Source organism: Plantactinospora sp. DSM 117369, assembly GCF_053764795.1.
In genome coordinates, this window is the sequence record NZ_CM132446.1 from 581237 (window position 1) to 603200 (window position 21964).

Here is a 21964-nt window from a genome sequence, read left to right on the forward strand (position 1 = left end):
GCCCGCCGTCGGCCCCGGCCAATACCCCCGAACCGGTCGCCTGGAGGACACTGATATGTCTGGCGAGCGTGATACCACCCAGTCATCATGATGACTCGGTGGTATCACCGCCGCATCGCAGATGCCGGGCCGCCGGCGGCCGCCGCGCACGGTGCGGCCACGTCTACCCCCTGGGGCGCCGCACCCCGGACTTCGCCCGGAGCCAGGGCATACCCTCCTGGTACGAGGCCAGTGATGCTACTGACGGGTGACGCGGATGCAGACCTCTGTCTCCTAACGTCAGGCGCATGAAGAAGGCTCTCGCCGCCGTCGGAATCCTGTTCGGGCTCTATCTGATCGTTCGTGCCGTTGCCGAGCCGTTCGTGATCGACATGACCGATCCCGCCAGCTACCGGCAGGACTGGGGCGGGCCGAGCCTGGCCGGGGTACTCCTGGTCCACTGTGGTCCCGGTCTCGTCTCCGCAGTGCTGATCGGGCTGGCTGCGCGTTCGTGGCGGCGACGCCGGGCGGCAGCCGGGCGGAGTCGGGACGGCGAGTGAGTCAGGGCCCGGTGGCGTCGGGTACGGGCCTGCCGTGGGCGGCGACCAGACGAATGTCGCGCTTCATCGTGCCGCCTCGCCCTCGGCGATTCCGGCGAGTTGCTTGGTGACCGACCCCCAGCCCTCGGCGAAGCCGAGTTCCTCGTGGCGGGCGCGGGCGGCGGGATCGCCGTGCCGGAGCAGGACCCGGTATTCCGTGCCGTCTGGATGATCGGTCAGGGTGATCTCGGCGGTCATCGGGACCGGGGCCGGGTTTCTCGGCCGCCACTCGCTGTCGATCGCGTTCGTGAAGACGATCCGCTCCAGTTCGTCGACGACGAGGAAGCTCGCGTCCAGGTGCGGGACGAACTCCGCCCCGTCGTCGCTCATCCGGGTCACCAGCCCGCCACCGGGCCGGACCTCCAGGCGGTCGACGCGGCACAGGGTCGGAGCGGGCAGCCACCACTTCTCGAAGCGGGACGGATCGGTCCAGGCACGCCACACGACGGCGCGAGGGGCGCGGATGATCCGCTGCAGGGCGAGGTCAAGGTCGGGGTTCATCGTGGTTCTCCTCCGGGTCGGTGACCAGCCGTTCGAGGCGGTCGGTGCGCTCCTCCCAGATCTGGCGCTGCTCGGCCAGCCAGTCGTCGAGAAGGGCGAGGCGTTCGCGGTTGAGCACGCAGGTGCGTACCCGACCGGACTTGACCGTGCGGATCAGGCCGTTCGTCTCGAGCGTCCGCACATGCTTCATGAACGAGGGAAGGGTCATCGGGAACTCGCGGGCGAGGTCACCGACGCTCGTCGGACCACGGCCGAGGCGTCGGATGACGTCGCGCCGGGTCGGGTCGGCCAGGGCGACGAACACACCGTCGAGCTGGGCCGAATACTGTGCCATGCGGCTAAGTATTGCCTGCCGAAACACTTAGTGCAAGGGCAAAGTATTCGGAGGACCGACTCTTGCGTGCCCGGCCGTCGCGCGCCAGAGTTTAGCCATGCAGACTCAACTAGATCCTGAGATGTGGCTCCAGTCCTTCGCCGTCCTGGCATTGCGTGTCAACAAACTGTTGACTAGCTCGACCGGCGGAACGGTGCTCATCTACCGTGGTCCCGCCGAGTGGAGCGCCCAGGTCGAGGCCAAACAATCGAGGCCACCCGCCGAGCTGATCGAGGACTGCGCACACCTGCTGCGCGAGATGCCCTTCGTCGGGAGCCGGGCGGCCCACCTGTCCGGTCAGCTCCGCGCGATGCGGGCGATGGTCGGCGGAGCGGACGGCGCGTGTCCGCCGCTGGAGGAGTACGCCAGGCAGTGTCTCGGTGTGGCGGCCACCCGGCAGCCGGAGACGGTTTTCGCGGTGGCGCACGACCAGCTCGACGCCGCCCTGCCCGCCGGAGGGTCACTGGCAGCCCGCCTGCACCGCTGGCAGCGGACGCACACCCTGCCGCCGGACCGCTCGGACCGGCTGCCGGAGCTGGTGCACCGCGCCATCGCCGAAACCCGTGCCCGCACCGAGGCGATCGTGCCGCTGCCCGCGGACACCGCCGTCGAGTGCGTCCTGGACCCTGGCCCGCACCGGGGTCATTACCAGGGCGGACGGCGAGCGACGCTCTACATCTGCGACAGCGTCCCGGTCAACCTCGCCGACCTGCTGTACGTCGTCGCGCACGAGGGGTTCCCGGGGCACATCGCCGAGTCCATGCTGAAGGAGATCCACCTGGTCGAGGGGGCCGGCCTTCTGGAGCATCAGGTCCGGTTCATGATCTCGCCGTCCTTCGTGCTGAGCGAAGGGCTCGGGCTGCACGCGCAGGGGATCGTCTTTCCCGGCGACGAGGCACAGCGGTGGCTGACCGACAACGTCCTGCGCCCACTCGGGATCGGCCCGGACGGCAGCGACTTCGCCGCGATCCACGCCGCCCGGAACGCGCTCTGGGGCGCCTGGGGCAACGCCGCGTTCCTCGCGGCCGAGGGACGCCCGGACGCGGAGATCGTCGATTACCTGACGCGTTGGGCCCTGGTCACCGACGCGGAGGCGAGGTGGGCCCTGGACTTCGTCCGCACCCCCGGGATGAACGTCTACGTCCTCGGTTACTACCACGGCTGGCGACTGCTGCGGCGTTGGCTCGACCACCCCGAGCGGGCCGCCCGGGTGCGCCGCCTGCTCACCGAGCCGGTACTCCTGACCGAGCTGGACGACGACCCGGACCGGCAGTGACACGGCCTCGGGGACGCCGCCCGGCTGGTCCGCCCCGGCGCGGGTGGTTCCCCGTTACCGGGTGGTGGTGATCCCGCCGCCGCAGGGCGCCCCGGGCTCGATCGCGGCGGTCTGCCGGTAGGCGGAGATGAACGCGGCGATCGCGTCGTCGTCGGCGTCGTCGACGGTGAGCTGGTAGCCCCAGGCCTGGAGCGAAATCGGTGCCGACTGGCCCGGGTACGGGCTCAGCATCATGTGCGACAGCCCGCGTACCCGGTCGATGAGCTTGCCCACATCGGACGCCGGCAGGCCCGGCCGGTACGTGATCCACACCGCGCCGTGTTCCAGGCTGTGTACGGCGTTGCCGTCCTCGATCGGCGCGGTGTAGACGTCGCCGTTGCAGTTCTGCCACCGCTGGAAGTGCGGTCCGCCGGCCGGCGGGGTCATCGGGTAGCTGACCGGCTCCTGGACGTGGTCCGGCGAGAGCGCCCCCGGGTTCGTCTCCCGATAGTTGATCACTGCGGAGAGATCCCCGCCGCTGCCGCCGTCCCGCTGCTGGTACCAGAGGAACGCGCCCACCCCGCAGACGAGGAGCAGCAGCAGCGCCACCCCGCCGGCCACGATCCCGATGATCAGCCCGGTACGCGGCCCCGCCTTCGCGGCCGGCACCGGCTGGCCGTCCTGGTACGGGTACCCCGGCTGTCCGTACCCGGGTGGCGGGGCGGGCGGCTGGCCGGGCTGCGGGCCGGAAGGCTGGCCGTACCCGGTCTGGGGTGCTGCGTAGCCCTGCTGCGGCACCGGCGGCGTGCCGTAATCCGGGGGGCCAGCGAGCGGCGGCCCGTAGCCGGGCTGCGGCTGCTGCGGCGGCCCGTAGCCGGGCTGCGGCTGCTGCGCCGGCCCGTAGCCGGGTTGCGCGGGTGCCGGTGCTGGCGGATATCCGGGCTGCGGGGAAACAGGCGGTGGTGCGTAACCGGGGTGCGGGGGCAGCGGGCCCGGCGGCGGACTGGGTTGCTGCGGCTGCGGCGGTTCCGGGTTGCCCATGTCTGTCTACGCCTCCCGGCCGGGGGTGGGAATCCGATCGTACCGAGGCGGGATCGGCAGGCGGTCCGGCGGTGGACACGCCGCGTGGGCGCGAGCCGCACCTGTGCGGGGCGGGACGAGCGACGGGTTCGCGGACTACACGACCTCGTCTGAATCGTCACGGCTTGTCCGATGAGGAGTGGGAGTTACTGGAGTCCCTGTTTCCCTCCACGACGCCGCGGTCTTCACGTCGCATGTCCCCGCCGACGGGAGTTCCGGCACCGAGGCCGTAACGCAGGAGCACAGCGCCCTTGGCCGAGGTGACGGGCGGCTCGAGGAGCGTCAAGTTGGCAGGCACCGCACCGCCGTCGAACACCTTCTTTCCGATGCCGAGCACGATGGGGAAAATCCACAGGTTGAGCCGGTCGAAGAGGCGCTCGTGCAGGAGGGTCTGCACCAGGTTCAGGCTTCCGATCACGTGGACGTGCTCGTGCTTGTCGCGCAGCTCACGCACGGCGCCCACCAGGTCGGGTCCCAGCCGCGTCGAGCCCGCCCAGTCCAGATCGGGGTTGCCTCGCGAGGCGACGTACTTCGGGATGCTGTTGAACAGCGTGGCGATCCCGCCATCGACGCCGTCGACCTGGTTCGGCCAGAACGCGGCGAAGATGTCGTAGGTCTTGCGACCCAGGAGCAGGGCGTCCATGCCCTGCATGCCGGCGGTGACGTACCGGCCGACCGTCTCGTCGAACAAGGGCGCCTGCCATCCCCCGAACGGAAAGCCGTCGGGATCCTCCTCGGGATCACCCGGCGCTTGGCCAACCAGGTCGAGCGTCGCGAACAGGTCGATGTGGACCGTGCCCATGATGTCATCCTCCTTGTGCTCTGGCCTGTGTTCCGGCACGGGCCCTCTCGCATTCCGCCACCAGGGCGGCGCCGACCCACCCGTACTCGAGCAGCGGCAGGCCGTTCGCGTCGAGCGCCCGTACCTGCCTGCTGAACGGGGGAAGGGCCATCGGGAACTCGCCGGTGAGGTCGCCGACGCTTGTCAGGCCACATACTGTGCCAATCGGCTAAGTATTGTTCGCCGACATACTTAGCGCAAGGGCAAAGTATGTTCCGCTACCGGGTGGTGGGGGTTTCACCAGGGCATCCCGGGTTCGATCAGCGGCGGTCGCGCTCGGCGTCCTGCTCTACATGCTGGCCCGGCGCCGCCGGATCGTCACGGCAACGCCAGAGCAGCAGCGCTGGACCGAGGGGCAGGGTTGGGCCGGATGGTGCCCAGCCCTTCCTCCGGAACGCTAGGCGACCTCGGTTGTCGGCGTCGCCCTCGCCCGTACGGAGTCGAGAATCGTGATGATCCGGTCGACGTCCTCGGAAGCGAAGAGGGTCTCCGGGCCACGGGGTGCGACTCCGGTGAACGGGGACTCGTAGAGACGCTCGGGCTTCATCACGCCGTTCGCGGTCAGGTCGCCGATCATCAGGTTGACGAAGTCGAGTTGGGCGGCGTTCAGCGTACGGCCGGTGAGGAACTCGCCGAACGCCTCCCGGGCCGCTTCCCGGTCGAGCCCGACCAGGCCACGGATGAAGAGTCCGAGGCCCTCGGCGGCCCGCCGCGCCTGCTCGATGTCCTGCTTGTCGCCGACACCGCTCTCGGCGAGCCTGTCCAGCCGGTCCAGGTCCGTGCGGCCACGTTCCGTTCGCGGTGGCGCGGCCTCGATCCGGAGCAGGTGTACGCCTACCTGCGCCGCCTCGTCGACGAACTGGAGGACCTGCGGCGGGCCGAGAGCGCCGCCCGCGCCGAGGCGGAGCGGATCCGGCATGGGCTGCGACAGTGCCAGTCCCGGCACGCCCGATGCTGGTTCGTCGATCCGGCCCGGCGTACCCCGAACCGGGGGCCATGGTGAGCGCGACCGGGCTCGATTTGTTGATGCTTAACGATGTTGTCCAAGATCTCTGGGCTTGATACAGTCATCGTCCGCTAGCTCAGCGTAGCCACCAATCGGGGGGTTCCATGCGTACTCGGCGTGCCCGCCTTTGCTCCACCACCCGCGGTTGGCGGCTTTCCGCGCTGCCGACCATCGCCGTCGTCCTGATCGCCGGCATGGTCCTGGCCCCCGCCGGCCCGGCCGCCGCGTCGCCGACGCAGGATCGGTTCGAGCGGTCGAACCAACCGGTGCCGCGCCTCGCGACCGACCGTAACGCAAACCCGAACGCGCTGGCGGACCCCAAGTCGGACGGTAAGCCCTGCGCGACCGGAGTCGCGCGGCCGTACGTGCTGACCACGACCCCGTTCCTGGCCGGCCGGCAGTCCGATCCGGACACCGGGCAGCAGTCGTTGACCACCTGGTTCTACTGGTGGCCCCTCGGCGACTCCCGAAACGAGGTCGACAAGGTTTCGCAGGCTTCTGGGAACCCGAGTACGGTGTCGCAGGCGATCCCGTCCGGCAAGCTGGACGACGGTGGCACGTACGTGTGGCAGGCGCGCACCCACGACGGCTCCGGATACGGTGCCTGGTCGGAGGTCTGCGAGTTCACCGTCGACGTCACGCCGCCGCCGATGCCCGGCAACGTGACGTCGACCGACTACCCGGACGACGGTGCGCACGGCGCGGTCGGCTGGCCGGGGGTGTTCGAGATTGCGCCGCCCGAGGTGGATCCGCACGAGGTCGAGGCGTACGCCTGGACCTTCGACTCGGGGACGCTGCCGACGACCACGATCCCGGCCCGGTCGACCGACCACGGGGCCACGTTGACGGTCGCCCCGCCCCGCGACGGGATCAACATGCTCCGGGTGTGGTCGATGGATCGCGCCGGCCGGTTCTCGACCCAGGCGCGGATCTACACGTTCTCGGTGCGGGCGCCGTGGGGGCCGGCCGGGCACTGGACCTTCGAGGAGACCGGCGGCGACGCCGTCGACGTGAGCGGACACGGCAACACGGCCGCCCTCGACGGTTCCGCGACTCGGGTGCCGGGACGGTCGGGGGTCGGTACGGCGTTGGCGCTGGACGGGAGCGCGGCCGGCACGGTGACCGGGCCGGTGATGCTGACCCGCCCGGGTGAGAGCACGCCGGTGCCGGTCCGGACGGGTGCGGACTTCACGGTGGCCGCCTGGGCCAGGATCACCTCGCCGGCCGGCCCGGCCGAGCAGGTCGTGCTGGCGGGGAACGGCACGCGCACCTTCTCGTACTCGTTGAGCTATGCGAGCGGCGTCGACCGGTGGCGGTTCTCGATGACCGGCGCTGACGCGGACGACCCAGCGGTGTATTCGGTGCCGTCCGACGCCGCCGCGGTGCTCGGGAAGTGGACGCACCTGGCCGGGGTCTACGAGGCGGCGACGCGTAGGCTGACGTTCTACGTCAACGGGGTCGCGCAGACCACGACCGCCACGCTGATCGGCGGCTTCGACGCCACGACCGACACCACGATCGGCAAGCGCCGGTGGAACGGTGGCGACCAGGGGTTCTTCACCGGCGCGGTGGACGACGTACGGGTCTACGACTATCCCGAAAGCCCGGCGAAGCTCGCCGAACTGGCCGTTCCGCTGCAACCGGCGGTCACCTTCCCCAATGGAGCCGTGGCCGATGCCGGCGGCCAGCTCACCGTCGTCTTCGACGCCCGCGGCGACACCAACGTGACGAAGTTCCGTTACAGCGTCCACAACTTCGGGCTGGACACCGTTGTGGCGGCAACGGAGCCGGGTGGCACGGCGACGGTGACGTTTGATGTTGGCAGCCAGATCGGCGACCGGTCGGTGTACGTGGTCGCGGTGGACGACGGCAACCGGGTCAGCGCCTCGGCCCGCGGGCAGTTCACCGTGCTCGGGCAGCCGTATCTCTCCGGCACCGTGATCGATGTCAGGACGTTCATGCCAGTCGCCGGCGCCACGGTGCGGTTGGAGCCGGGCGGCCTTGAGTTGACCACCGGTCCCGACGGGGCCTACTCCTTCACCGGCATCCCCGCCGGCACCTACACCGTGTCGACCAGCCATGACGGGCAGTGCGCCAGCCAGACGATCGACATCTCTCCGGCAGGAGCCTACTTCGATCTCTATCTGTTCCCGTGTGCCGAGGGTGGGCCGCGCTAGACCTGGAAACCCGCACCTGCGCGCCGGTCCGCTGACCGAGCTCGAGCGCCCGGGCCGGGGTGGTCACGGACATCCGGCAGGCGTCCACCATCGGGATACCGGCCGTACCACCGGCCGGCCGCCCAGCTCGTATGCCTTGTTCCGCTGGCCAACCGGATGCACCGTCTCCTCCTCGTAGCCTGAGCCGGCGGCCGACGAGGGGAATGTCAGCCGCCGGGATCGGAACTACACTGCTCGATGACTCGGGGCCGGGCGTCCAACCCCGTACCACCAGGGGGTGGCTGTGCTGCCCCGACAGTCATGCCCTCTCCCGTTGGCCCGAAAGGTTGCCTCGGCATGCGTACGCCCGAGCCGGAACGACCTGTCCCACGTCGCCCGGCCGGTGCCGACGACCCCGCCGTCCCGTTCGCCGACCTCGGCGACCACCAGGTCGTCCCCGCCGAGGCGGCGATGCTCGCTCCGCTGGAGCCCACCCCGGTCGTGCCGCAACCACGGTGGAAGCCGCGCCAGGTCCCGGACGCCGAGGCGCTACGCCAGGCCGGCCGGGCGGTGGCCACCGGTGCCGCGCAGACCGCCGCAGTCGTCGCCACCGGTGCCGCGCAGACCGCCGCGTCGGTGGCGACCGGAGCGGCCCGGACGGCGCGTACCGCCGCCCACCGGGGCACCCGGCCGATCGTGAACCTCGCTGCCGGGATCGGCTACTTCTTCCGGGGCGCCGGGCGGTTCCTCGGCAGCCCGGCACTCTGGCCCTACGCCGTGGCCCCGCTCGTGCTGCTGGCGCTGGTCATGCTCGGCATCGCACACGCCGTCGAGGCCGGCGCCGCCGCCGTGATCGGTTGGCTCACCTCGTTCGCCGAGACGTGGCCACAGTGGATTCACAGTACGCTCGGCGAGATCCTGCTCTGGGGCGTACGGATCGGCATCCACTTCGCCCTCGGTTATCTCGTACTGCCGCTGAGCATCGTGCTGGGCGCGCCGTGCTACGTGCTGCTCGCCCGCCGGCTGGAGCGTCGGCTCGGCCCGGTCGAGCCGGTCGTTGGCGTCGATCCCGGCGCCACCGACCGGGTGCCCTCGCTGTGGCGGGCGTCCGGGGTCGCCATCCGGCAGGCCGTCCTGGTCACGCTGGTGGTCCAGCTCGGCTGGCTGCTGCTCGTACCGCTGCTGCTCGTGCCGGGGCTCAACGTGTTCGTGGCGATCGGCGCGGTCGCCATCTTCAACGGGTTCCTGGTCGGACTGCTGATGCTGGCGATCCCGCTGCACCACCACGGGGCGTCCACGTTCCGGGGCCAGTTCCGGACGGTCTGGCGGCACCGGGCCAGCGTGATCGGCTTCGGTGCCACCAGTGGACTGCTGCTCGGGGTGCCGTTCACCCCGCTGCGGGCGCTCGTCGCGCCGATGGTCTTCACCGGTGCGGTACTGCTGCACCGCCGGATGCGCCGGGCCGACGCGGTGACCCGGAGGGACCGCGCCAGCGACTGCACCGATCTTCATCACAGGTGACAGAAGCGGGGGTCCGACCTGCCGCCCGCATTGTCAACACTGACGAAGACAGCGCCGTCGCGCGCTGTCACGCTATTCGCGTCCGTCGATTCCTCGGTTGTCGCCGAGTTCCGCCCGACGGCAGAGTCCAATTCGTCGCGGACGAGGAGCACCAGGAGAGGGGCGAGATGGTGACAAGGATGAAGAAGCGGCTGCTGGCGGGCGCCAGCGCCACCGTACTGGCCACCGGGGTGCTGGTGCCGGGCGCGGCCAGGCCGGCCCAGGCGGTCGACCCGGGAACGGTGGCGTCGATCATCCAGTTCGCGGCGGCCGCATTCTCGTATTTCAAGGGTTCGCAGAGCGGCGGCATGACGATCGAGCAGGCGACCAGGCAGATCATCAGCGCGGTCAACACCTCCCGGGACGCGATCATCGCGCACGCGGACGCGCTGGCGGTGGCCGAGGCGACGGCGTGCGTCCGGCACCACGTACTCGAGTTTGCCGACATCGCGGAGTTCTCGCTCAGCCTCAAGCAGCGCTGGGCGCAGGACGTGACCAGTTGCGTGACCCTGATCGACGCCCTATGGAGCGGGGTCGGTGCGGACAACACCGGGGCGCGCAACCAACTCGGCATCCTGCTCGGCGCGATCGGGCCGATAGCGTTGATCGCCCGGGCCGAGGCCCGGTTCAGCACTGCGGAGCTGACCACGCTGCTGGTCAACGCGTTCAACCGAGCCAAGCTCCGCTTCCAGCCGACCTGCTTCGGCACGCCGTACTTCATCAACGAGGAGTTCTGGCTGTACCACCCCGAGCCAGTGTGGCTGGATGGCGGATTCTTCTGCTACGGCGGCTACGACAGCATCGTCCAGGACTACGTGGGGATGGCCGCCACCGGTGGCCGGGCTTGGTTCCAGGGCGGAAACCTGCTCGAGTACGACTTCAGCCCACTCGTCGACGCGTCATCGAGGCAGACGGCGCACGGCGTGGCCGTCGCCGCCCTGGCCCAACTGCAACCGTAGCCCGCACCGCGCGACGGTCGTGGTGGCGTTCTTGCCGCCGGATCAGTCGCCGACCCACTCGCCAGCGCGCATCACCCGGACGACGTTCAGGTCGTCGTCCAGCACCACCAGGTCAGCCCGCCAGCCGGGCATCAGCGCGCCGATCCGCTGGCCGAGCCCGATCGCCCGGGCCGGGGTGGTCGCGGCCATCCGGCAGGCGTCCACCATCGGGACACCGGCCGCCACCGCCGCGCGCAGCGCCGCGTCCATGGTCAGCACGCTGCCGGCGATCGCACCCGGCGAGGAGTCCGAGGTGGCCAACCGGACGGTGCCGCCAGCCACCACCACCGGCTGGCCGCCCAGTTCGTACTCACCGTCCGGCATCCCGGCGGCGGCCATCGCGTCGGTGATCAGCGCGGCCCGGTCCGGGCCGGCCACCCCGGCGGCGAACGCCAGGGTGCCGTGGTGCAGGTGTACGCCGTCGGCGACCAGTTCGCAGACCACGTTGGGCGAGCCGAGCAGCGCGAAGACCGGCCCCGGCTCCCGGTGGTGCGCGCTGGGCATGCCGTTGAACAGGTGGGTCGCCACGGTCGCCCCGGCGAGCACCCCGGCGCCGGTCTGCTCGTACGTGGCGTCGGTGTGCCCGATCGCCGCGACGACCCGCCGGGAGACGAGTAGTTCGATCGCGGCCAGCGCGCCGGGCAACTCGGGAGCGAGGGTGACCATCCGGACCGTACCGTCGCCGAGCGCGAGCAGCTCGGTCAGCTCGTCCAGGGACGGGTCGCGGAGGAACTTCGGGTTCTGCGCCCCGCACCGTACCCCGGACAGATAGGGCCCCTCGTAGTGGACGCCGGCGAGTACGCCCTCCTTGACCAGCGGGGCGAACGCCTCGGTGGCGTCCCGCATCAGCTCGTACGGCGAACTGACCAGGCTGGCCAGGATGCTGGTGGTGCCGTGCGAGAGGTGGAACGCGGCGGCGGCCCGGGCCTCGTCGGCGTCCCCGGTGGTGAAGGTGTGCCCGCCGCCCCCGTGGCTGTGCATGTCCACGAAGCCGGGCACGACCCAGTGCCCGTCCTGGATGGACGGATATTCGGCGACCGCCGAGATCCGTTCACCGTCCAGCTCCACGCATCCCTGCCGGATCACGCCGGTCGGGGTTACCACCTTGCCACTGACCCGGACGGTCATGTCGTCTCCTCGCTGCGCTCGTCGTCGCCATGACATATCAGACCGGGCCGATCGACGATCTCGTCAGGCTCGGTCATGTCGTCGTCGTTGCGTCGCGCCGATGGCCGGAACGGCTCGGGACGGGCCGGCCGAGCAGGGCGGCGTGGCCCGCTCACGGCCGGTTCATGGTGTCGAGGGCGAGCAGCGCGGCACCGAGGGAGCCGGCCTCGTCGCCGAGGGCCGCGCGCAGCAGCCGGGGCTCGGTCTGGAAGGTCAGTCGTTGCCGCAGCGCCACGCCGAGCGGGTCGAGCAGGTCGGCGCCGGCCTCGGCCAGCCCGCCGCCGAGCACGACGACCTCGGTGTCGTAGAGCGCCTGGGCGATGGCCAGCCCGTCGGCCAGGGCGTCGATCGTCTCCCGCCACACCCGGGTCGCGGTCTCCTCGCCGCCGGCCACCCGGGCGACCACCTCGGCGGCGGTCGCCGGAACACCGGTCAGCGCCGCGTAGCGCCGGCCGACCGCCGCGGCCGAGGCGACCGCCTCCAGGCAGCCGAGCCGGCCGCAGCCGCAGCGCGGCCCGTCGGGGCGTACCACGACGTGGCCCAGCTCGCCGGCGGCGCCGTGCGCGCCCGCGAAGGCCGACCCGTCGACCACGTGCGCGGCGGCGATCCCGGTGCCGATGGCGAGGAAGAGCAGGTGCCGGGTGCCCCGCCCGGCGCCGAGCCGGGCCTCGGCGAGCCCGCCGGACCGCACGTCGTGGCCGAGCGCCGCGGGCAGGCCGAGCCGCGCGGTGACCAGCTCCCGCAGGGGTACGTCCCGGAAGCCCAGGTTGGCCGACCAGACCGCCCGGCCGGTGGTCTCGTCGACCACCCCCGGCACGGCGAGCCCGACCGCGACCGGGGTGAGCCCGTCGGACCGGGCCTTGCCGGCGAGCCCGTCGGCGACGTCGAGGATGCTCTGCACCACGGCCGCCGGGCCGCGCTCGGCCCGGGTGTGGTGCCGTTCGGTGTGCACGACGCGCCCGTCCGGTCGGACCAGGGCGCACTTCATCCCGGTCCCGCCGACGTCGAGCGCGACGACCACGTCTCCGGCCGGTGCCGGGGCGGGGTCGGTCATGCGAGAACCACGGACCGGGTGAGGTGCCGGGGCGCGTCCGGGTCGAGGCCGCGCCCCTTGGCCAGAGCGACGGCGAAGCGCTGCGCGAGGATCAGGTCGGCCATCGGGTCCAGCGGCGGCCGGCCCGCGGCCCAGCCCCCGATCACCGCGTGTACGCCGTTGGTCCGGCTGTGCACGAACGCCGCCCCGGTGGCCGCGATGTCCTCGGCCAGCCCGTCGGGGATCTCGCCGAACGCCCAGACCACCCGGCCGGGTGCGGCGATCGAGATCGGGCCGTGCCGGTAGTCCATCGCCGGGTACGCCTCGGCCCAGGCGGTGGCCGCCTCGCGGCACTTGAGCGCCGCCTCGTGGGCGATCCCGACCGTCCAGCCCTTGCCGAGGAAGGTGATCTGCTCCACCCGGGCAGGGTCGAACGGCAGCGGGGCGCGTACCGCCACCTCGGCGTCGGCGGCCAGCGCGGTGATCCCGGTGCCGAGGTGGGCCCGGAGCAGGGCCAGGGCGCTGGTGGCGAACCGGGTCTGTACCACCGAGCGCTCGTCGGCGAAGGGCATCGCGACGGCCTGCTCGGCGAGGTCCACGGCCGGCGAGCCGGGGTCGCCGACGATCACGGTGCTCGGCCGGCGCCCGCCCAGCGCGGAGAGGACGTCCAGCACCTCCGTGGTGGTACCGGACCGGGTGATCACCACGACCCGGTCGTACCGGCGGTCGAGCGGGAACTCGGAGGCCTGGAAGGCGTCGGTCTCGCCGTGCCCGGCGCGCTCGCGCAGCCCGGCGTACGCCATCGCCATGAACCAGGAGGTGCCGCAGCCGACCACGGCGACCCGTTCGCCGGGCCGGGGCAGTGCGCCGGTGGAGTCGGCGGCCAGCGTGGCGGCCTGCCGCCAGCACTCGGGTTGACTGGCGATCTCCGCGTCGACGTGGCCCATCTCAGCTCCTCGCAGGCGGGAGACCGCACCGGCGGGGCGGCGCCATGTGGCGGCGGACCGGCCTGCGCAATACGGCTCGGTTTGACGATCTTTCGCGCGTTATTCTGCGCGAAACATAACGGTCGTGGCAACCGCGCGCAGCTTTGCGCAGAACATGGTTTTGCGGCTGCGCGTTTCGCGCACTATTGTGCACGGAATCTCCGCATCGTACGCAGCTGGAGGCCCGGGTGGACCGCTACGCCAGATGGAACGCGCTGCTCGAACTGCTGACCGACACCGGTCGGGTGAGTGTGGAGGACGCCGCCGCCCGGCTGGACGTCTCGCAGGCGACCATCCGGCGCGACTTCGACCAGCTCGCCCAACAGCAGATGATCACGCGTACCCGGGGCGGCGCGGTCGCCAACGGCGTCTCGTACGACCTTCCGCTGCGCTACAAGACCGCCAAGCACTCGGCGGAGAAGCAGCGGATCGGCGCCGCCGCCGCCGCCCTGGTCGCCCCGGGCATGGTGGTCGGGCTCAACGGCGGCACCACCACCACCGAGGTGGCCCGGGGGCTGGCCGTCCGGCCCGACCTGAACAGCAGCGCCGACGGCGCCCAGTTGACCGTGGTGACCAACGCGCTGAACATCGCCAACGAGCTGCTGGTCCGGTCCCGGATGAAAATCGTGGTGGCCGGCGGCGTGGTCCGGCCGCAGTCCTTCGAGCTGGTCGGCCCGCTCGGCGGCGCGCTGCTCCGCGAGGTCACCCTGGACGTGGCACTGCTCGGGGTGGACGCCATCGACGTGCAGCTCGGCGCGGCGGCGCACCACGAGGGCGAGGCGTCGATGAACAACCTGATGGTGGCCCGGGCCAAGCGAGTCGTGATCATCGCCGACTCGTCCAAGCTGGGCGGGCACGCCTTCGCCCGGATCTGCCCGATCGAGCGGGTCGAGACCCTGGTCACCGACTCCGGTGCGGACCCGGTGACGGTGCAGGCGTTCCGGGACGCGGGCGTCAACGTCGTCTGCGCCTGACCCACCGCCGCCCAGCACGGGGCGCGGGCCTCTGCCGGCCTGACCTGGCCGGACGTCACCACATGGTCGATCTCGCTGGGTACTTGACACCGTGAAGCTAAGCTCATTAGCTTTACGGCTATGAAGCATCCTCGATTCACGGCGACCTCGACACCTGCCGCCCCCCGTACCCGGCCCGGCGCTCTCCTGTTCGCCGCCGCCGGTGCCCTGTTCGTCCTCTATCCGGCCATCCGGCCCTGGGACGACGAATCCACCCCGGCCGGGGCGATCGCCGCGATGAGCTCCACCGCGTGGGTGGCCTCGCACCTGTTCGCCATGATCGGTTTCATCCTGCTGCCGCTCGGGCTCCTCGCGCTGCGCAGAGCGGTCGACAGCACCCCGGGCGAACGGCCGGCGGTCGCCGCGATGCTGACCGGGTGGATCGGCGCGGGGCTGGTCCTGCCGTACTACGGCGCCGAAGACTTCGGCCTGAACGCCCTCGCCCGCGAGGCCGCCGAGGGTCAGCGGTTCGACCTGCTCGCCGTGGTCGAGACCGTACGCTTCAGTCCGGTCGCGAGTACCACCTTCGGGATCGGACTGCTGGCGCTGGGCATCGGCGCGGTGCTGGCCGCGGTGGCGGTCTGGCGGTCGGGGACGCTGACCCGCTACAGCGGGATCCCGTTCGCGCTGGGGTTCGCCCTGTTCCTGCCGCAGTTCTTCACGCCCGCTGCGGTGCGGATCACGCACGGCGTGCTCGTCGGGATCGGCTCGGCCTGGTTGGCCTGGGAGCTGTGGAGAGCGGAAGCCCGGTAAGCCGAACGACTCAGCCGAACGGCGGGCCGGAAGGGCGGCTCCGGCCACCAACGGGCGATGTGGACGAACCGGGCATCGCCGTACGGTCGTCCCCGTCCAGTCCGAATCAGTGATGGCGAGGTGTTTCCGATGACCGAACACGACGACCGGAGGCGGTTCCTGCGGCGTGCCGCCGGTGCCGGCGCGGTGGCGATCGGTGCGGCGGTGACCGCGAGCGGGGTGGCGGTGGGTGCGGGCGGGGCCGCCGAGGCGTCCCCACCGAACCGCCGGAGGCCGGACAGCCCGGTCGTGGGTACCTGGCGTGGTGTCGTCACGTTGCCGCACGAGGAGGAGGTGGCACTCTTCACCTTCCTGCCGGACGGCTTCTTCCTCTCCTTCGCCCAGGGGATCCACATCGCCACCGGGCGCTGGGAGCCCACCGGGCGGCGTACCGTCACGTTCACCCTCTGGCAGGTGCTGCCGGACGACCTGAAGGGGATGCCGCTGCGCTACAACGGCGAGGTCCGGGCCCTGCACCACGCCGAGGTACGCGGCGACACGCTGACCAGCCAGGGCACGTACCGGGGGCTCGACATCGACGGCAACGAGACTGGCCGGGGGCCGGTGAGCGCCCGGGCCACCCGGTTCGACATCAGCACGTTCTGAGCGTTCGGCGGAGCGGGCCGGCCGACCCGGCTCAGCGGACCAGGCCGGCGCGGTGCGCCAGGATCGCCGCCTGCACCCGGTTCGTGAGCTGGAGCTTGGCAAGGAGCCGACTGACGTGGCTCTTCACGGTGGCCTCGCTGAGATAGAGCCGCCGGCCGATGTCGCTGTTGGTCAGTCCCTCGCCGAGCGCGACCAGTACCTCCCGCTCCTTGTCGGTCAGCACGTCGAGCCGGCGGAGGGCGTCGTGGCGGTCCGGGTCGGCCGGCTCGGCGAACCGGTGCAGCAGCCTGCGGGTGACCTGCGGTGACAGCATGGCGTCACCGGCGGCGGCGCTGCGGACGGCGGCGGCCATCTGGTCGGCGGTGGCGTCCTTGAGCAGGAAGCCGACCGCGCCGTGCCGGAGCGCCGTCGCCACGTACTCGTCGAGGTCGAAGGTGGTCAGCACGACCACCTTCGGCGGCACCGCGAACCGGGCCAGCGCGGCGGTCGCGTCCAGCCCGTCGGCGCGGGGCATCCGGATGTCCATCAGCACCACGTCGGGGCGCAGGTCGCGTGCCTGGCGTACCGCCTCGGCACCGTCGCCGGCCTCGCCGACCACCTCGATGTCGTCGTACGCGTCCATGATTGTCCGGAGCATCGCCCGGACCATCCACTCGTCGTCCACCACCAGCAGCCGGATCACGGGCTGACCTCCAGGTTCGGGCCGGCCACCGGCAGCCGGGCCGACACCTCGAAACCGCCGCCGGCCAGTCGGCGGGTGCGAAGTGTGCCGCCGACCAGCCGGACGCGTTCGGCGATGCCGAGCAGCCCGTGCCCGCCGCCCGGCGCCATGGCCGGTGCTCTGGTACCGCCGTCGTCCCGGACCACCAGCCAGAGCCCGTCGCCGTCCGAGCCGACCGACACGGTGGTGCGGGCGTCGTGGGCGTGCTTGTGCACGTTGGTCAGCGCCTCCTGCACCACCCGGTAGACCGCGTGCTGCACCAGGGCCGGGGCGGAGAGTCCGGCCTCGACGGAGAGCTCGACGGTGTGCCCGAGGGCCCGGGACGCGGTCACCAGCTCGGCCAGGTCGTCCAGACCGGGCTGTGGGCGCAGCGGCACGGCGGCGCCGTCCCGCAGCACGCCGACCAGGGTACGCAGTTCGGCCAGCGCCTCGCGGCCGATGCCCTGGATCTGGCCGGCGATGGTCACCGCGTCCCGCCCCTGCGCCGACTCCAGCGCGGTGGCGTGCAGCACCATCAGCGCCACCCGGTGGGTGACCACGTCGTGCATGTCCCGGGCGATCTGGGCCCGCTCCTCGGCCCGGGCCTGGTCGATCCGGAGCCGCTGCTCGCGCTCGTTGCGCCGGGCGCGCTCCTCCAGGTTCGCCAGCACCTCCCGGCGGGACGACAGGTAGAGGCCGACCAGCACCGGCAGGATGCAGATCGCGACGCTGAGCGGTACGCCCGCGTCGCCGCCGTTGGCGCGCCAGATCGGCCAGGCCACCGCGGTCACCATGACGGCGGTGAGCACGACCCGCAGCCGGGCGGGGCGGAGATGGGCACCGACGGAGTACTGCGCCAGGATCGTCGCCGGGTACGCCCCGACGACGGCCCAACAGAGCAGCGCGGAGCCGTACAGCAGCAGTGGCCGGTCGCGCCGGACCAGTACGGCGAGCCCGGTGAGCACCCCGAGGGCCGCGTTGACGGCCAGCGGGGCGCGCTGGTTGACGATCGGGGAGCCCTCGAACAACCCGGACTGGAGCCCGTCCCAGACGCCGGCCAGTACGCAGACCGCGGCGAGCAGCAGGTCCACGGCGCGTTGCTGGCGGGAACCCATGCCGGAGAAGTCTATGCAGGTCGGCCTCGTGCCGCCTCGGTCGTTGGATTCATCCGTTAGTAGTGCCGGGGGCCGGCACCGAGCGACCATCGGGCGGCGATGCGGGGTATCTCGGCCGATGGCGACCGGGTCGGGCGTGCCTAGCGTCGAGGCATGTCTCTCGATGTCCGACCGGAGCGGGCCCGCGTCTCCAGGCCCGCTGCCCTCACCGTGCTGCACTGGGTCTTCGTCGGTTTTGCCGCGCTGGCCGTCGGGTCGCTGCTGGGTGGCTCCGACGCGGTCGTACTCCGGGTGGCGGCACTGGTCGGCTATCCGGTGGCGGCGCTGCTGTCGGTGGTCGCCGCGCTGCGCGGGCCGGAGCGCGGGCGCCGGATCACCATCGTCCTGCACCTGGTCCTGGCGCTGGCGCAGTTCGTCTTCAGCATCCCGGCCACGGTCGCGCTGCTCGGCATCCCGCTGTCGCTGGCGATCCTCGCGGTCAGCCGGCCGAGGTTCCCCCGGATGTCGCCCCGGACCCGGAAGGTCTGGCTGGTCCTGCACGTCGGGTTCAGCGTCGGCTGGCTCGGCGTGGCGCTCACCATGACGGTACTGGCGATCGTCGGTACCGCCGCCGAGTCGCACGCGCTCCGGCACGGCGCCTACGAGGTGCTGCACATCGTCGATCTGGCGGCGGCGATCCCGTCGATGTTCCTCGCCATCATCACCGGCCTGGTGCTCTCGCTCGGCACGAAGTGGGGTCTGGTCCGGCACTGGTGGGTGCTGGTGAAGTTCGCCATCTCGGTGAGCATCCCGCTGGTCGCCGGGACGCTGGAGAGTGCGCTCGCCGACGAGTTGGCGCTGCGTACCGTCGACCCGGCCGCCGAGCCGGGTGCCACCGGCGTCGCCCTGACGGCCTGCCTGGCGGCGTTCACCGTCGCGCTCTGGGGCGCCACCATCCTGTCGGTGCTGAAGCCGTGGCCGCGTACCCGGTGGGGGCGCTCGGCCGACGCCCGGGAGCGGGCGGCGCGCCGGGAGGCGCCCCGGCCCTCGGCGTCGGCCGGGTCCCGGTCATGACAGCGATGGACCCACGCCGCCCGGACGGGTCATCCGGGCACCGGCATATGCCGGTCGAGCGTGATACCACCAAGTCATCGTGATGACTCCATGGCATCACGCTCAAACTCTGGTGCCGCCGGCTGCGAGGAGCGACGGACGAGGTACTGAAGATCGCCCGCCCCGATCGATCACCGCAACCGAAGTAGCGTGTATAGCGGGGTAGCGTGCAAAGCGATGGTACGGTGTCGGTCGTTACCGGACGTAGGCGATTCCGGACACGACCAGAGAGGCCGAAATGGCTGCCGTACTGGAGATCGAAGGTCTGCGGAAGACCTACCGGAGTAGACGCCGGGGCACCCGGCAGGCGTTGGACGGCTTCGACATGCGGGTCGAGGCGGGCCAGGTGCACGGGTTCCTCGGCCCCAACGGCTCGGGCAAGACCACCACGCTGCGTACGCTGCTCGGGCTGATCCGGCCCAACGGAGGCCGGATGGCGATCCTCGGCCAGGAGGTGCCGGCGGCGCTGCCGGTGGTCGCCGGCAAGGTCGGCGCGATCGTGGAGAGCCCGCAGTTCTTCCCGCACTTCTCCGCCCGGGACACCCTCTCGCTGCTGGCCGGGGCCGGCGGCGTGCCGCAGACCCGGGTGATGGAGGTACTGGAGCTGGTCGGGCTGCGCGAGCGGGCCAAGGACCGGGTCAAGACCTACTCGCTGGGCATGAAGCAGCGGCTCGCGGTCGCCTCCGCCCTGCTCAAGAACCCGAAGCTGCTGATACTCGACGAGCCGGCCAACGGCCTCGACCCGGGCGGCATCCGGGAGATGCGCAGCCTGATGCGTGACCTCGCCGCGTCCGGCATGACCGTGGTGGTCTCCAGCCACATCCTCGGTGAGGTGCAGCTCATCTGCGACTCGGTCACCATCATCTCGCTGGGTCGCCGGGTCGCCGCCGGTCCGGTCGCCGAGGTGCTGGCCGAGCACTCCGGCGGCGGGCTACGGGTCCGGCTGGAGGCGGTCACCGACCTGCCGGCCGCCGTCGACCTGCTCACCCGGGCCGGCGCCCGGGTCAACCCGCACGACGACCACCTGCTGGTGTACGAGGTGGACAAACCGGCCACCGTCACCCGTACGCTCGCCGCCAACAACCTCTACGTCAGCGAGCTGGCCCCGATCACCGTCGACCTGGAGAGCGTCTTCCTGGAGCTGACCGCCACCGCTCCGGTGCCGGGCCAGCACCGCCAGGTGGACCAGTCCGTGGTGGTCGACGGGGGCGCGACCGACTCCAGGGCGAACGGGGGGTGGGGGGTGTGAACCTCTACACCACGGAACTGCGCCGGCTCGCCAAGCGGCGGTTCGTCCGTTATCTGACCCTGGCCGGGCTGCTCGTGCTGGTCGCCGTCGCGGTCGGGATGTTCGTCACCAACCAGAAGATCGGGCCGGCCCAGGTCGCCCAGGCGGAACGCGCCGCAGATCAGGAATACCAGCAGAACGTCGCGATGACCGAGCAGCACCGGAAGGAGTGCGAGCAGGCGAAGGCGGCCGGCAACGCCTCGACGGACCGTTACCCGGAGAAGTGCGCGGACATCCAGCCGCCGCCCCGGGAGGTGTTCCGGGCCGACTGGCACCTGCCGGCCACCTTCGAGTTCCGCAAGGAGTTCGCCAGCACCATCACCACGCTCACCGCCGTACTCGCGCTGGTGGCGTTCGTCGGGGGTGCCTCGTTCGTGGGTGCCGAGTGGAGTTCCGGCGGGATGATGAACCTGCTGCTCTGGCGACCGCAGCGGATCCGGGTACTCCTCACCAAGCTGGGCGCGCTGCTCTCCGCGCTGTTCGGCGTGACGGTGCTGACCGGCGCGCTCTGGACGGCGGCGTTCTGGGCGACCGGCAGCCTCCGGGGCAGCACCGCGGGCATGACCTCCGGGGCCTGGCAGTCGTTCGGCCTGACCGGACTGCGCGGGCTCGTCCTGATCCTGGTGGCCGGGGTGCTCGGCTTCGGACTGGCCTCGCTCGGCCGGCACACCGCGCTGGCGCTCGGCGGGGTGCTCGGGGTGATGGTGGTCGGGCAGTTCGGCCTGGGCATCGTACTGGCGGTGGCCCAGGTCAGGTTCATGGAGAGCTGGCTGCTGCCGACGTACCTGCTGGCCTGGATGGACAAGAAGGTCACGTTGCAGAACTGGGACGCCTGCCAGGCGTCGTTCACCGGCGAGTGTCAACCGCTGACCAAGGACATCACCTGGCAGAACTCGTCGGTCCTGCTCGCCGTCGGACTGGTGGCCGTGCTCGGCGGGGCGATCTGGTCGATGCGGCGGCGGGACATCACCTGACGGGACGTCACCTGATCTGTCGCGGCGGCGGGTGACGGGGGTCGGGGGCGGCGGCCGGGGGGTGCCGCCCCCGGCGGCCGCCGCGCCTGGGAACGGGCCGTCCGGAGGTGACGATTGTCGCCGGTGGCGCCCGGTGCGGTCTTGGTCGGGCGTCGGTAGGCTGGTGAGCTGTTCGCAGGTCGTGCCGTGTCTACTCCCGGGGGAGCGCCATGAGGAACGCCTCTGCTCCGGCCGACGACGAGGCGGACGACGTCGCCACCGGGCACGCCGAGACCGTCCACGTTCCGCAGCCGCGGCCCGCGCCCGGTGCGGAGTCGGAGGACGTACCCGAGATCCCCGCCCCGGCGCCGCCGGCCGACCCGGCACTGTCCGAGCGGGAACGCGAGATCCTGGCCTTCGAACGGCGCTGGTGGAAGCATGCCGGCGCCAAGGAGCAGGCGATCCGGGACGCGTTCGACCTCTCCGCCACCAGGTACTACCAGCTCCTCAACGGACTGCTGGACAATCCGGCCGCGCTGGAGGCCGAGCCGATGCTGGTCGCCCGGCTCCGCCGGCTGCGCGCGGCCCGCAGCCGCAACCGCCGCCGCTGACCACGCCTGTTTCCGGACCCGCCGCCCCGGGCCCGCCGGGACCGGTCACTTCTCGTACGTGCGCAGCCCGTTGCCGAGTGCGATGAAGGTCGGCGCCCACTCGCCGATGAAGATGCCCCAGCGGTCGGCCCGGTCGATCCCGGCGCTCTCCATCTGCTTCGACAGGCACCAGCTCAGGAACGACAGCCCGATGCTGGCCGCGCCCGCCATGTACATGTGCTCGGCCCGCAGGCCCATCCGGTGCAGGTGCTCCAACATCT

At 71.6% G+C, this 21964-nt stretch carries 24 protein-coding genes; 13 read left to right on the plus strand and 11 right to left on the minus strand.

Annotated features, from left to right (window positions below):
• Positions 1–287: 287 nt before the first annotated feature.
• A complete protein-coding gene (locus ACSMXO_RS02685) occupies positions 288–539 on the plus strand; it encodes a hypothetical protein (protein ID WP_346261589.1) in 252 nt (83 codons plus the stop codon).
• Between the two features lie 63 nt (positions 540–602).
• Here ACSMXO_RS02685 and ACSMXO_RS02690 read toward each other — a convergent pair whose 3' ends face one another.
• A complete protein-coding gene (locus ACSMXO_RS02690; RefSeq protein ID WP_346261588.1) occupies positions 603–1079 on the minus strand; it encodes an SRPBCC domain-containing protein in 477 nt (158 codons plus the stop codon).
• On the minus strand, positions 1063–1413 hold the full coding sequence (locus tag ACSMXO_RS02695) for an ArsR/SmtB family transcription factor (RefSeq protein ID WP_346261587.1): 351 nt from the start codon (positions 1411–1413) through the stop codon (positions 1063–1065). The genes ACSMXO_RS02690 and ACSMXO_RS02695 overlap by 17 nt, the downstream gene beginning before the upstream one ends.
• Before the next feature lie 169 nt (positions 1414–1582).
• On the opposite strand from ACSMXO_RS02695, the gene ACSMXO_RS02700 reads away from it, so the two are divergent.
• A complete protein-coding gene (locus tag ACSMXO_RS02700) occupies positions 1583–2728 on the plus strand; it encodes a hypothetical protein (RefSeq protein WP_455416584.1) in 1146 nt (381 codons plus the stop codon).
• 54 nt (positions 2729–2782) lie between these two features.
• On the opposite strand, the gene ACSMXO_RS02705 is transcribed toward ACSMXO_RS02700, so the two are convergent.
• The 3 genes from ACSMXO_RS02705 to ACSMXO_RS02715 form a co-directional block, all read right to left on the minus strand.
• Complete coding sequence (locus ACSMXO_RS02705) at positions 2783–3748, minus strand: DUF3105 domain-containing protein (protein ID WP_455416585.1); 966 nt, start codon at positions 3746–3748, stop codon at positions 2783–2785.
• 157 nt (positions 3749–3905) lie between these two features.
• Complete coding sequence (locus tag ACSMXO_RS02710) at positions 3906–4589, minus strand: dihydrofolate reductase family protein (protein ID WP_455416586.1); 684 nt, start codon at positions 4587–4589, stop codon at positions 3906–3908.
• Positions 4590–5025: 436 nt separating this feature from the next.
• A complete protein-coding gene (locus ACSMXO_RS02715) occupies positions 5026–5454 on the minus strand; it encodes a type I restriction-modification enzyme R subunit C-terminal domain-containing protein (RefSeq protein WP_455419154.1) in 429 nt (142 codons plus the stop codon).
• Here ACSMXO_RS02715 and ACSMXO_RS02720 point away from each other — a divergent pair.
• The 4 genes from ACSMXO_RS02720 to ACSMXO_RS02735 all read left to right on the plus strand — a co-directional run bounded on the left by ACSMXO_RS02720 (position 5356) and on the right by ACSMXO_RS02735 (position 10309).
• Positions 5356–5631, plus strand: coding sequence for a DivIVA domain-containing protein (locus ACSMXO_RS02720; protein WP_455419155.1), 276 nt, complete (start codon positions 5356–5358; stop codon positions 5629–5631). The genes ACSMXO_RS02715 and ACSMXO_RS02720 overlap by 99 nt on opposite strands.
• A 107-nt stretch (positions 5632–5738) precedes the next feature.
• Positions 5739–7811 (plus strand): LamG-like jellyroll fold domain-containing protein, encoded by a 2073-nt coding sequence (locus tag ACSMXO_RS02725; protein ID WP_455416587.1) that lies wholly within the window; start codon positions 5739–5741, stop codon positions 7809–7811.
• Positions 7812–8147: 336 nt separating this feature from the next.
• Complete coding sequence (locus ACSMXO_RS02730) at positions 8148–9311, plus strand: EI24 domain-containing protein (RefSeq protein WP_455416588.1); 1164 nt, start codon at positions 8148–8150, stop codon at positions 9309–9311.
• Between the two features lie 167 nt (positions 9312–9478).
• On the plus strand, positions 9479–10309 hold the full coding sequence (locus ACSMXO_RS02735) for a hypothetical protein (protein ID WP_455416589.1): 831 nt from the start codon (positions 9479–9481) through the stop codon (positions 10307–10309).
• A 42-nt stretch (positions 10310–10351) separates the two neighbouring features.
• Here ACSMXO_RS02735 and nagA read toward each other — a convergent pair whose 3' ends face one another.
• The 3 genes from nagA to ACSMXO_RS02750 all read right to left on the minus strand — a co-directional run bounded on the left by nagA (position 10352) and on the right by ACSMXO_RS02750 (position 13495).
• Complete coding sequence (gene nagA / locus ACSMXO_RS02740; RefSeq protein ID WP_346261571.1) at positions 10352–11476, minus strand: N-acetylglucosamine-6-phosphate deacetylase; 1125 nt, start codon at positions 11474–11476, stop codon at positions 10352–10354.
• Between the two features lie 151 nt (positions 11477–11627).
• On the minus strand, positions 11628–12569 hold the full coding sequence (locus ACSMXO_RS02745) for an ROK family protein (RefSeq protein ID WP_455416590.1): 942 nt from the start codon (positions 12567–12569) through the stop codon (positions 11628–11630).
• Positions 12566–13495, minus strand: coding sequence for an SIS domain-containing protein (locus ACSMXO_RS02750; protein ID WP_346261569.1), 930 nt, complete (start codon positions 13493–13495; stop codon positions 12566–12568). Before ACSMXO_RS02750 ends, ACSMXO_RS02745 begins: the two co-directional genes overlap by 4 nt.
• A gap of 227 nt (positions 13496–13722) precedes the next feature.
• Between ACSMXO_RS02750 and ACSMXO_RS02755 the strand changes: the two genes are divergently transcribed.
• The 3 genes from ACSMXO_RS02755 to ACSMXO_RS02765 all read left to right on the plus strand — a co-directional run bounded on the left by ACSMXO_RS02755 (position 13723) and on the right by ACSMXO_RS02765 (position 15945).
• Positions 13723–14508 (plus strand): DeoR/GlpR family DNA-binding transcription regulator, encoded by a 786-nt coding sequence (locus tag ACSMXO_RS02755; protein WP_318396735.1) that lies wholly within the window; start codon positions 13723–13725, stop codon positions 14506–14508.
• A 120-nt stretch (positions 14509–14628) separates the two neighbouring features.
• Positions 14629–15300 (plus strand): hypothetical protein, encoded by a 672-nt coding sequence (locus ACSMXO_RS02760; protein WP_455416591.1) that lies wholly within the window; start codon positions 14629–14631, stop codon positions 15298–15300.
• A 129-nt stretch (positions 15301–15429) separates the two neighbouring features.
• Positions 15430–15945: a hypothetical protein gene (locus tag ACSMXO_RS02765; RefSeq protein ID WP_455416592.1), complete on the plus strand. Its 516-nt coding sequence runs from the start codon at positions 15430–15432 to the stop codon at positions 15943–15945.
• Between the two features lie 31 nt (positions 15946–15976).
• Here ACSMXO_RS02765 and ACSMXO_RS02770 read toward each other — a convergent pair whose 3' ends face one another.
• Positions 15977–16627 (minus strand): response regulator transcription factor, encoded by a 651-nt coding sequence (locus ACSMXO_RS02770; RefSeq protein WP_346261566.1) that lies wholly within the window; start codon positions 16625–16627, stop codon positions 15977–15979.
• Positions 16624–17760, minus strand: a complete 1137-nt coding sequence (locus ACSMXO_RS02775) for a sensor histidine kinase (RefSeq protein WP_455416593.1) — start codon at positions 17758–17760, stop codon at positions 16624–16626. Before ACSMXO_RS02775 ends, ACSMXO_RS02770 begins: the two co-directional genes overlap by 4 nt.
• 153 nt (positions 17761–17913) lie before the next feature.
• Here ACSMXO_RS02775 and ACSMXO_RS02780 point away from each other — a divergent pair, with 153 nt between their 5' ends.
• From ACSMXO_RS02780 to ACSMXO_RS02795, 4 genes are all read left to right on the plus strand, one after another.
• On the plus strand, positions 17914–18813 hold the full coding sequence (locus tag ACSMXO_RS02780; protein ID WP_455416594.1) for a hypothetical protein: 900 nt from the start codon (positions 17914–17916) through the stop codon (positions 18811–18813).
• 277 nt (positions 18814–19090) lie between these two features.
• On the plus strand, positions 19091–20101 hold the full coding sequence (locus ACSMXO_RS02785; RefSeq protein WP_346261563.1) for an ATP-binding cassette domain-containing protein: 1011 nt from the start codon (positions 19091–19093) through the stop codon (positions 20099–20101).
• A complete protein-coding gene (locus ACSMXO_RS02790; protein ID WP_346261562.1) occupies positions 20098–21114 on the plus strand; it encodes an ABC transporter permease subunit in 1017 nt (338 codons plus the stop codon). The genes ACSMXO_RS02785 and ACSMXO_RS02790 overlap by 4 nt, the downstream gene beginning before the upstream one ends.
• A 209-nt stretch (positions 21115–21323) precedes the next feature.
• Positions 21324–21704, plus strand: a complete 381-nt coding sequence (locus ACSMXO_RS02795) for a DUF3263 domain-containing protein (RefSeq protein WP_455416595.1) — start codon at positions 21324–21326, stop codon at positions 21702–21704.
• Positions 21705–21749: 45 nt separating this feature from the next.
• On the opposite strand, the gene ACSMXO_RS02800 is transcribed toward ACSMXO_RS02795, so the two are convergent.
• Positions 21750–21962, minus strand: coding sequence for a hypothetical protein (locus ACSMXO_RS02800; RefSeq protein ID WP_107257510.1), 213 nt, complete (start codon positions 21960–21962; stop codon positions 21750–21752).
• Between the last annotated feature and the right edge of the window lie 2 nt (positions 21963–21964).

What these genes read in the sequence shown, in the direction of transcription:
- ACSMXO_RS02685 (WP_346261589.1), top strand. Translation starts at nt 288, where the DNA reads ATGAAGAAGGCTCTCGCCGCCGTCGGAATCCTGTTCGGGCTCTATCTG.
- ACSMXO_RS02690 (WP_346261588.1), bottom strand. Translation starts at nt 1,079, where the DNA reads ATGAACCCCGACCTTGACCTCGCCCTGCAGCGGATCATCCGCGCCCCT.
- ACSMXO_RS02695 (WP_346261587.1), bottom strand. Translation starts at nt 1,413, where the DNA reads ATGGCACAGTATTCGGCCCAGCTCGACGGTGTGTTCGTCGCCCTGGCC.
- ACSMXO_RS02705 (WP_455416585.1), bottom strand. Translation starts at nt 3,748, where the DNA reads ATGGGCAACCCGGAACCGCCGCAGCCGCAGCAACCCAGTCCGCCGCCG.
- ACSMXO_RS02710 (WP_455416586.1), bottom strand. Translation starts at nt 4,589, where the DNA reads ATGGGCACGGTCCACATCGACCTGTTCGCGACGCTCGACCTGGTTGGC.
- ACSMXO_RS02725 (WP_455416587.1), top strand. Translation starts at nt 5,739, where the DNA reads ATGCGTACTCGGCGTGCCCGCCTTTGCTCCACCACCCGCGGTTGGCGG.
- ACSMXO_RS02730 (WP_455416588.1), top strand. Translation starts at nt 8,148, where the DNA reads ATGCGTACGCCCGAGCCGGAACGACCTGTCCCACGTCGCCCGGCCGGT.
- ACSMXO_RS02735 (WP_455416589.1), top strand. Translation starts at nt 9,479, where the DNA reads ATGGTGACAAGGATGAAGAAGCGGCTGCTGGCGGGCGCCAGCGCCACC.
- nagA (WP_346261571.1), bottom strand. Translation starts at nt 11,476, where the DNA reads ATGACCGTCCGGGTCAGTGGCAAGGTGGTAACCCCGACCGGCGTGATC.
- ACSMXO_RS02745 (WP_455416590.1), bottom strand. Translation starts at nt 12,569, where the DNA reads ATGACCGACCCCGCCCCGGCACCGGCCGGAGACGTGGTCGTCGCGCTC.
- ACSMXO_RS02750 (WP_346261569.1), bottom strand. Translation starts at nt 13,495, where the DNA reads ATGGGCCACGTCGACGCGGAGATCGCCAGTCAACCCGAGTGCTGGCGG.
- ACSMXO_RS02760 (WP_455416591.1), top strand. Translation starts at nt 14,629, where the DNA reads ATGAAGCATCCTCGATTCACGGCGACCTCGACACCTGCCGCCCCCCGT.
- ACSMXO_RS02765 (WP_455416592.1), top strand. Translation starts at nt 15,430, where the DNA reads ATGACCGAACACGACGACCGGAGGCGGTTCCTGCGGCGTGCCGCCGGT.
- ACSMXO_RS02775 (WP_455416593.1), bottom strand. Translation starts at nt 17,760, where the DNA reads ATGGGTTCCCGCCAGCAACGCGCCGTGGACCTGCTGCTCGCCGCGGTC.
- ACSMXO_RS02780 (WP_455416594.1), top strand. Translation starts at nt 17,914, where the DNA reads ATGTCTCTCGATGTCCGACCGGAGCGGGCCCGCGTCTCCAGGCCCGCT.
- ACSMXO_RS02785 (WP_346261563.1), top strand. Translation starts at nt 19,091, where the DNA reads ATGGCTGCCGTACTGGAGATCGAAGGTCTGCGGAAGACCTACCGGAGT.
- ACSMXO_RS02795 (WP_455416595.1), top strand. Translation starts at nt 21,324, where the DNA reads ATGAGGAACGCCTCTGCTCCGGCCGACGACGAGGCGGACGACGTCGCC.
- ACSMXO_RS02800 (WP_107257510.1), bottom strand. Translation starts at nt 21,962, where the DNA reads ATGTTGGAGCACCTGCACCGGATGGGCCTGCGGGCCGAGCACATGTAC.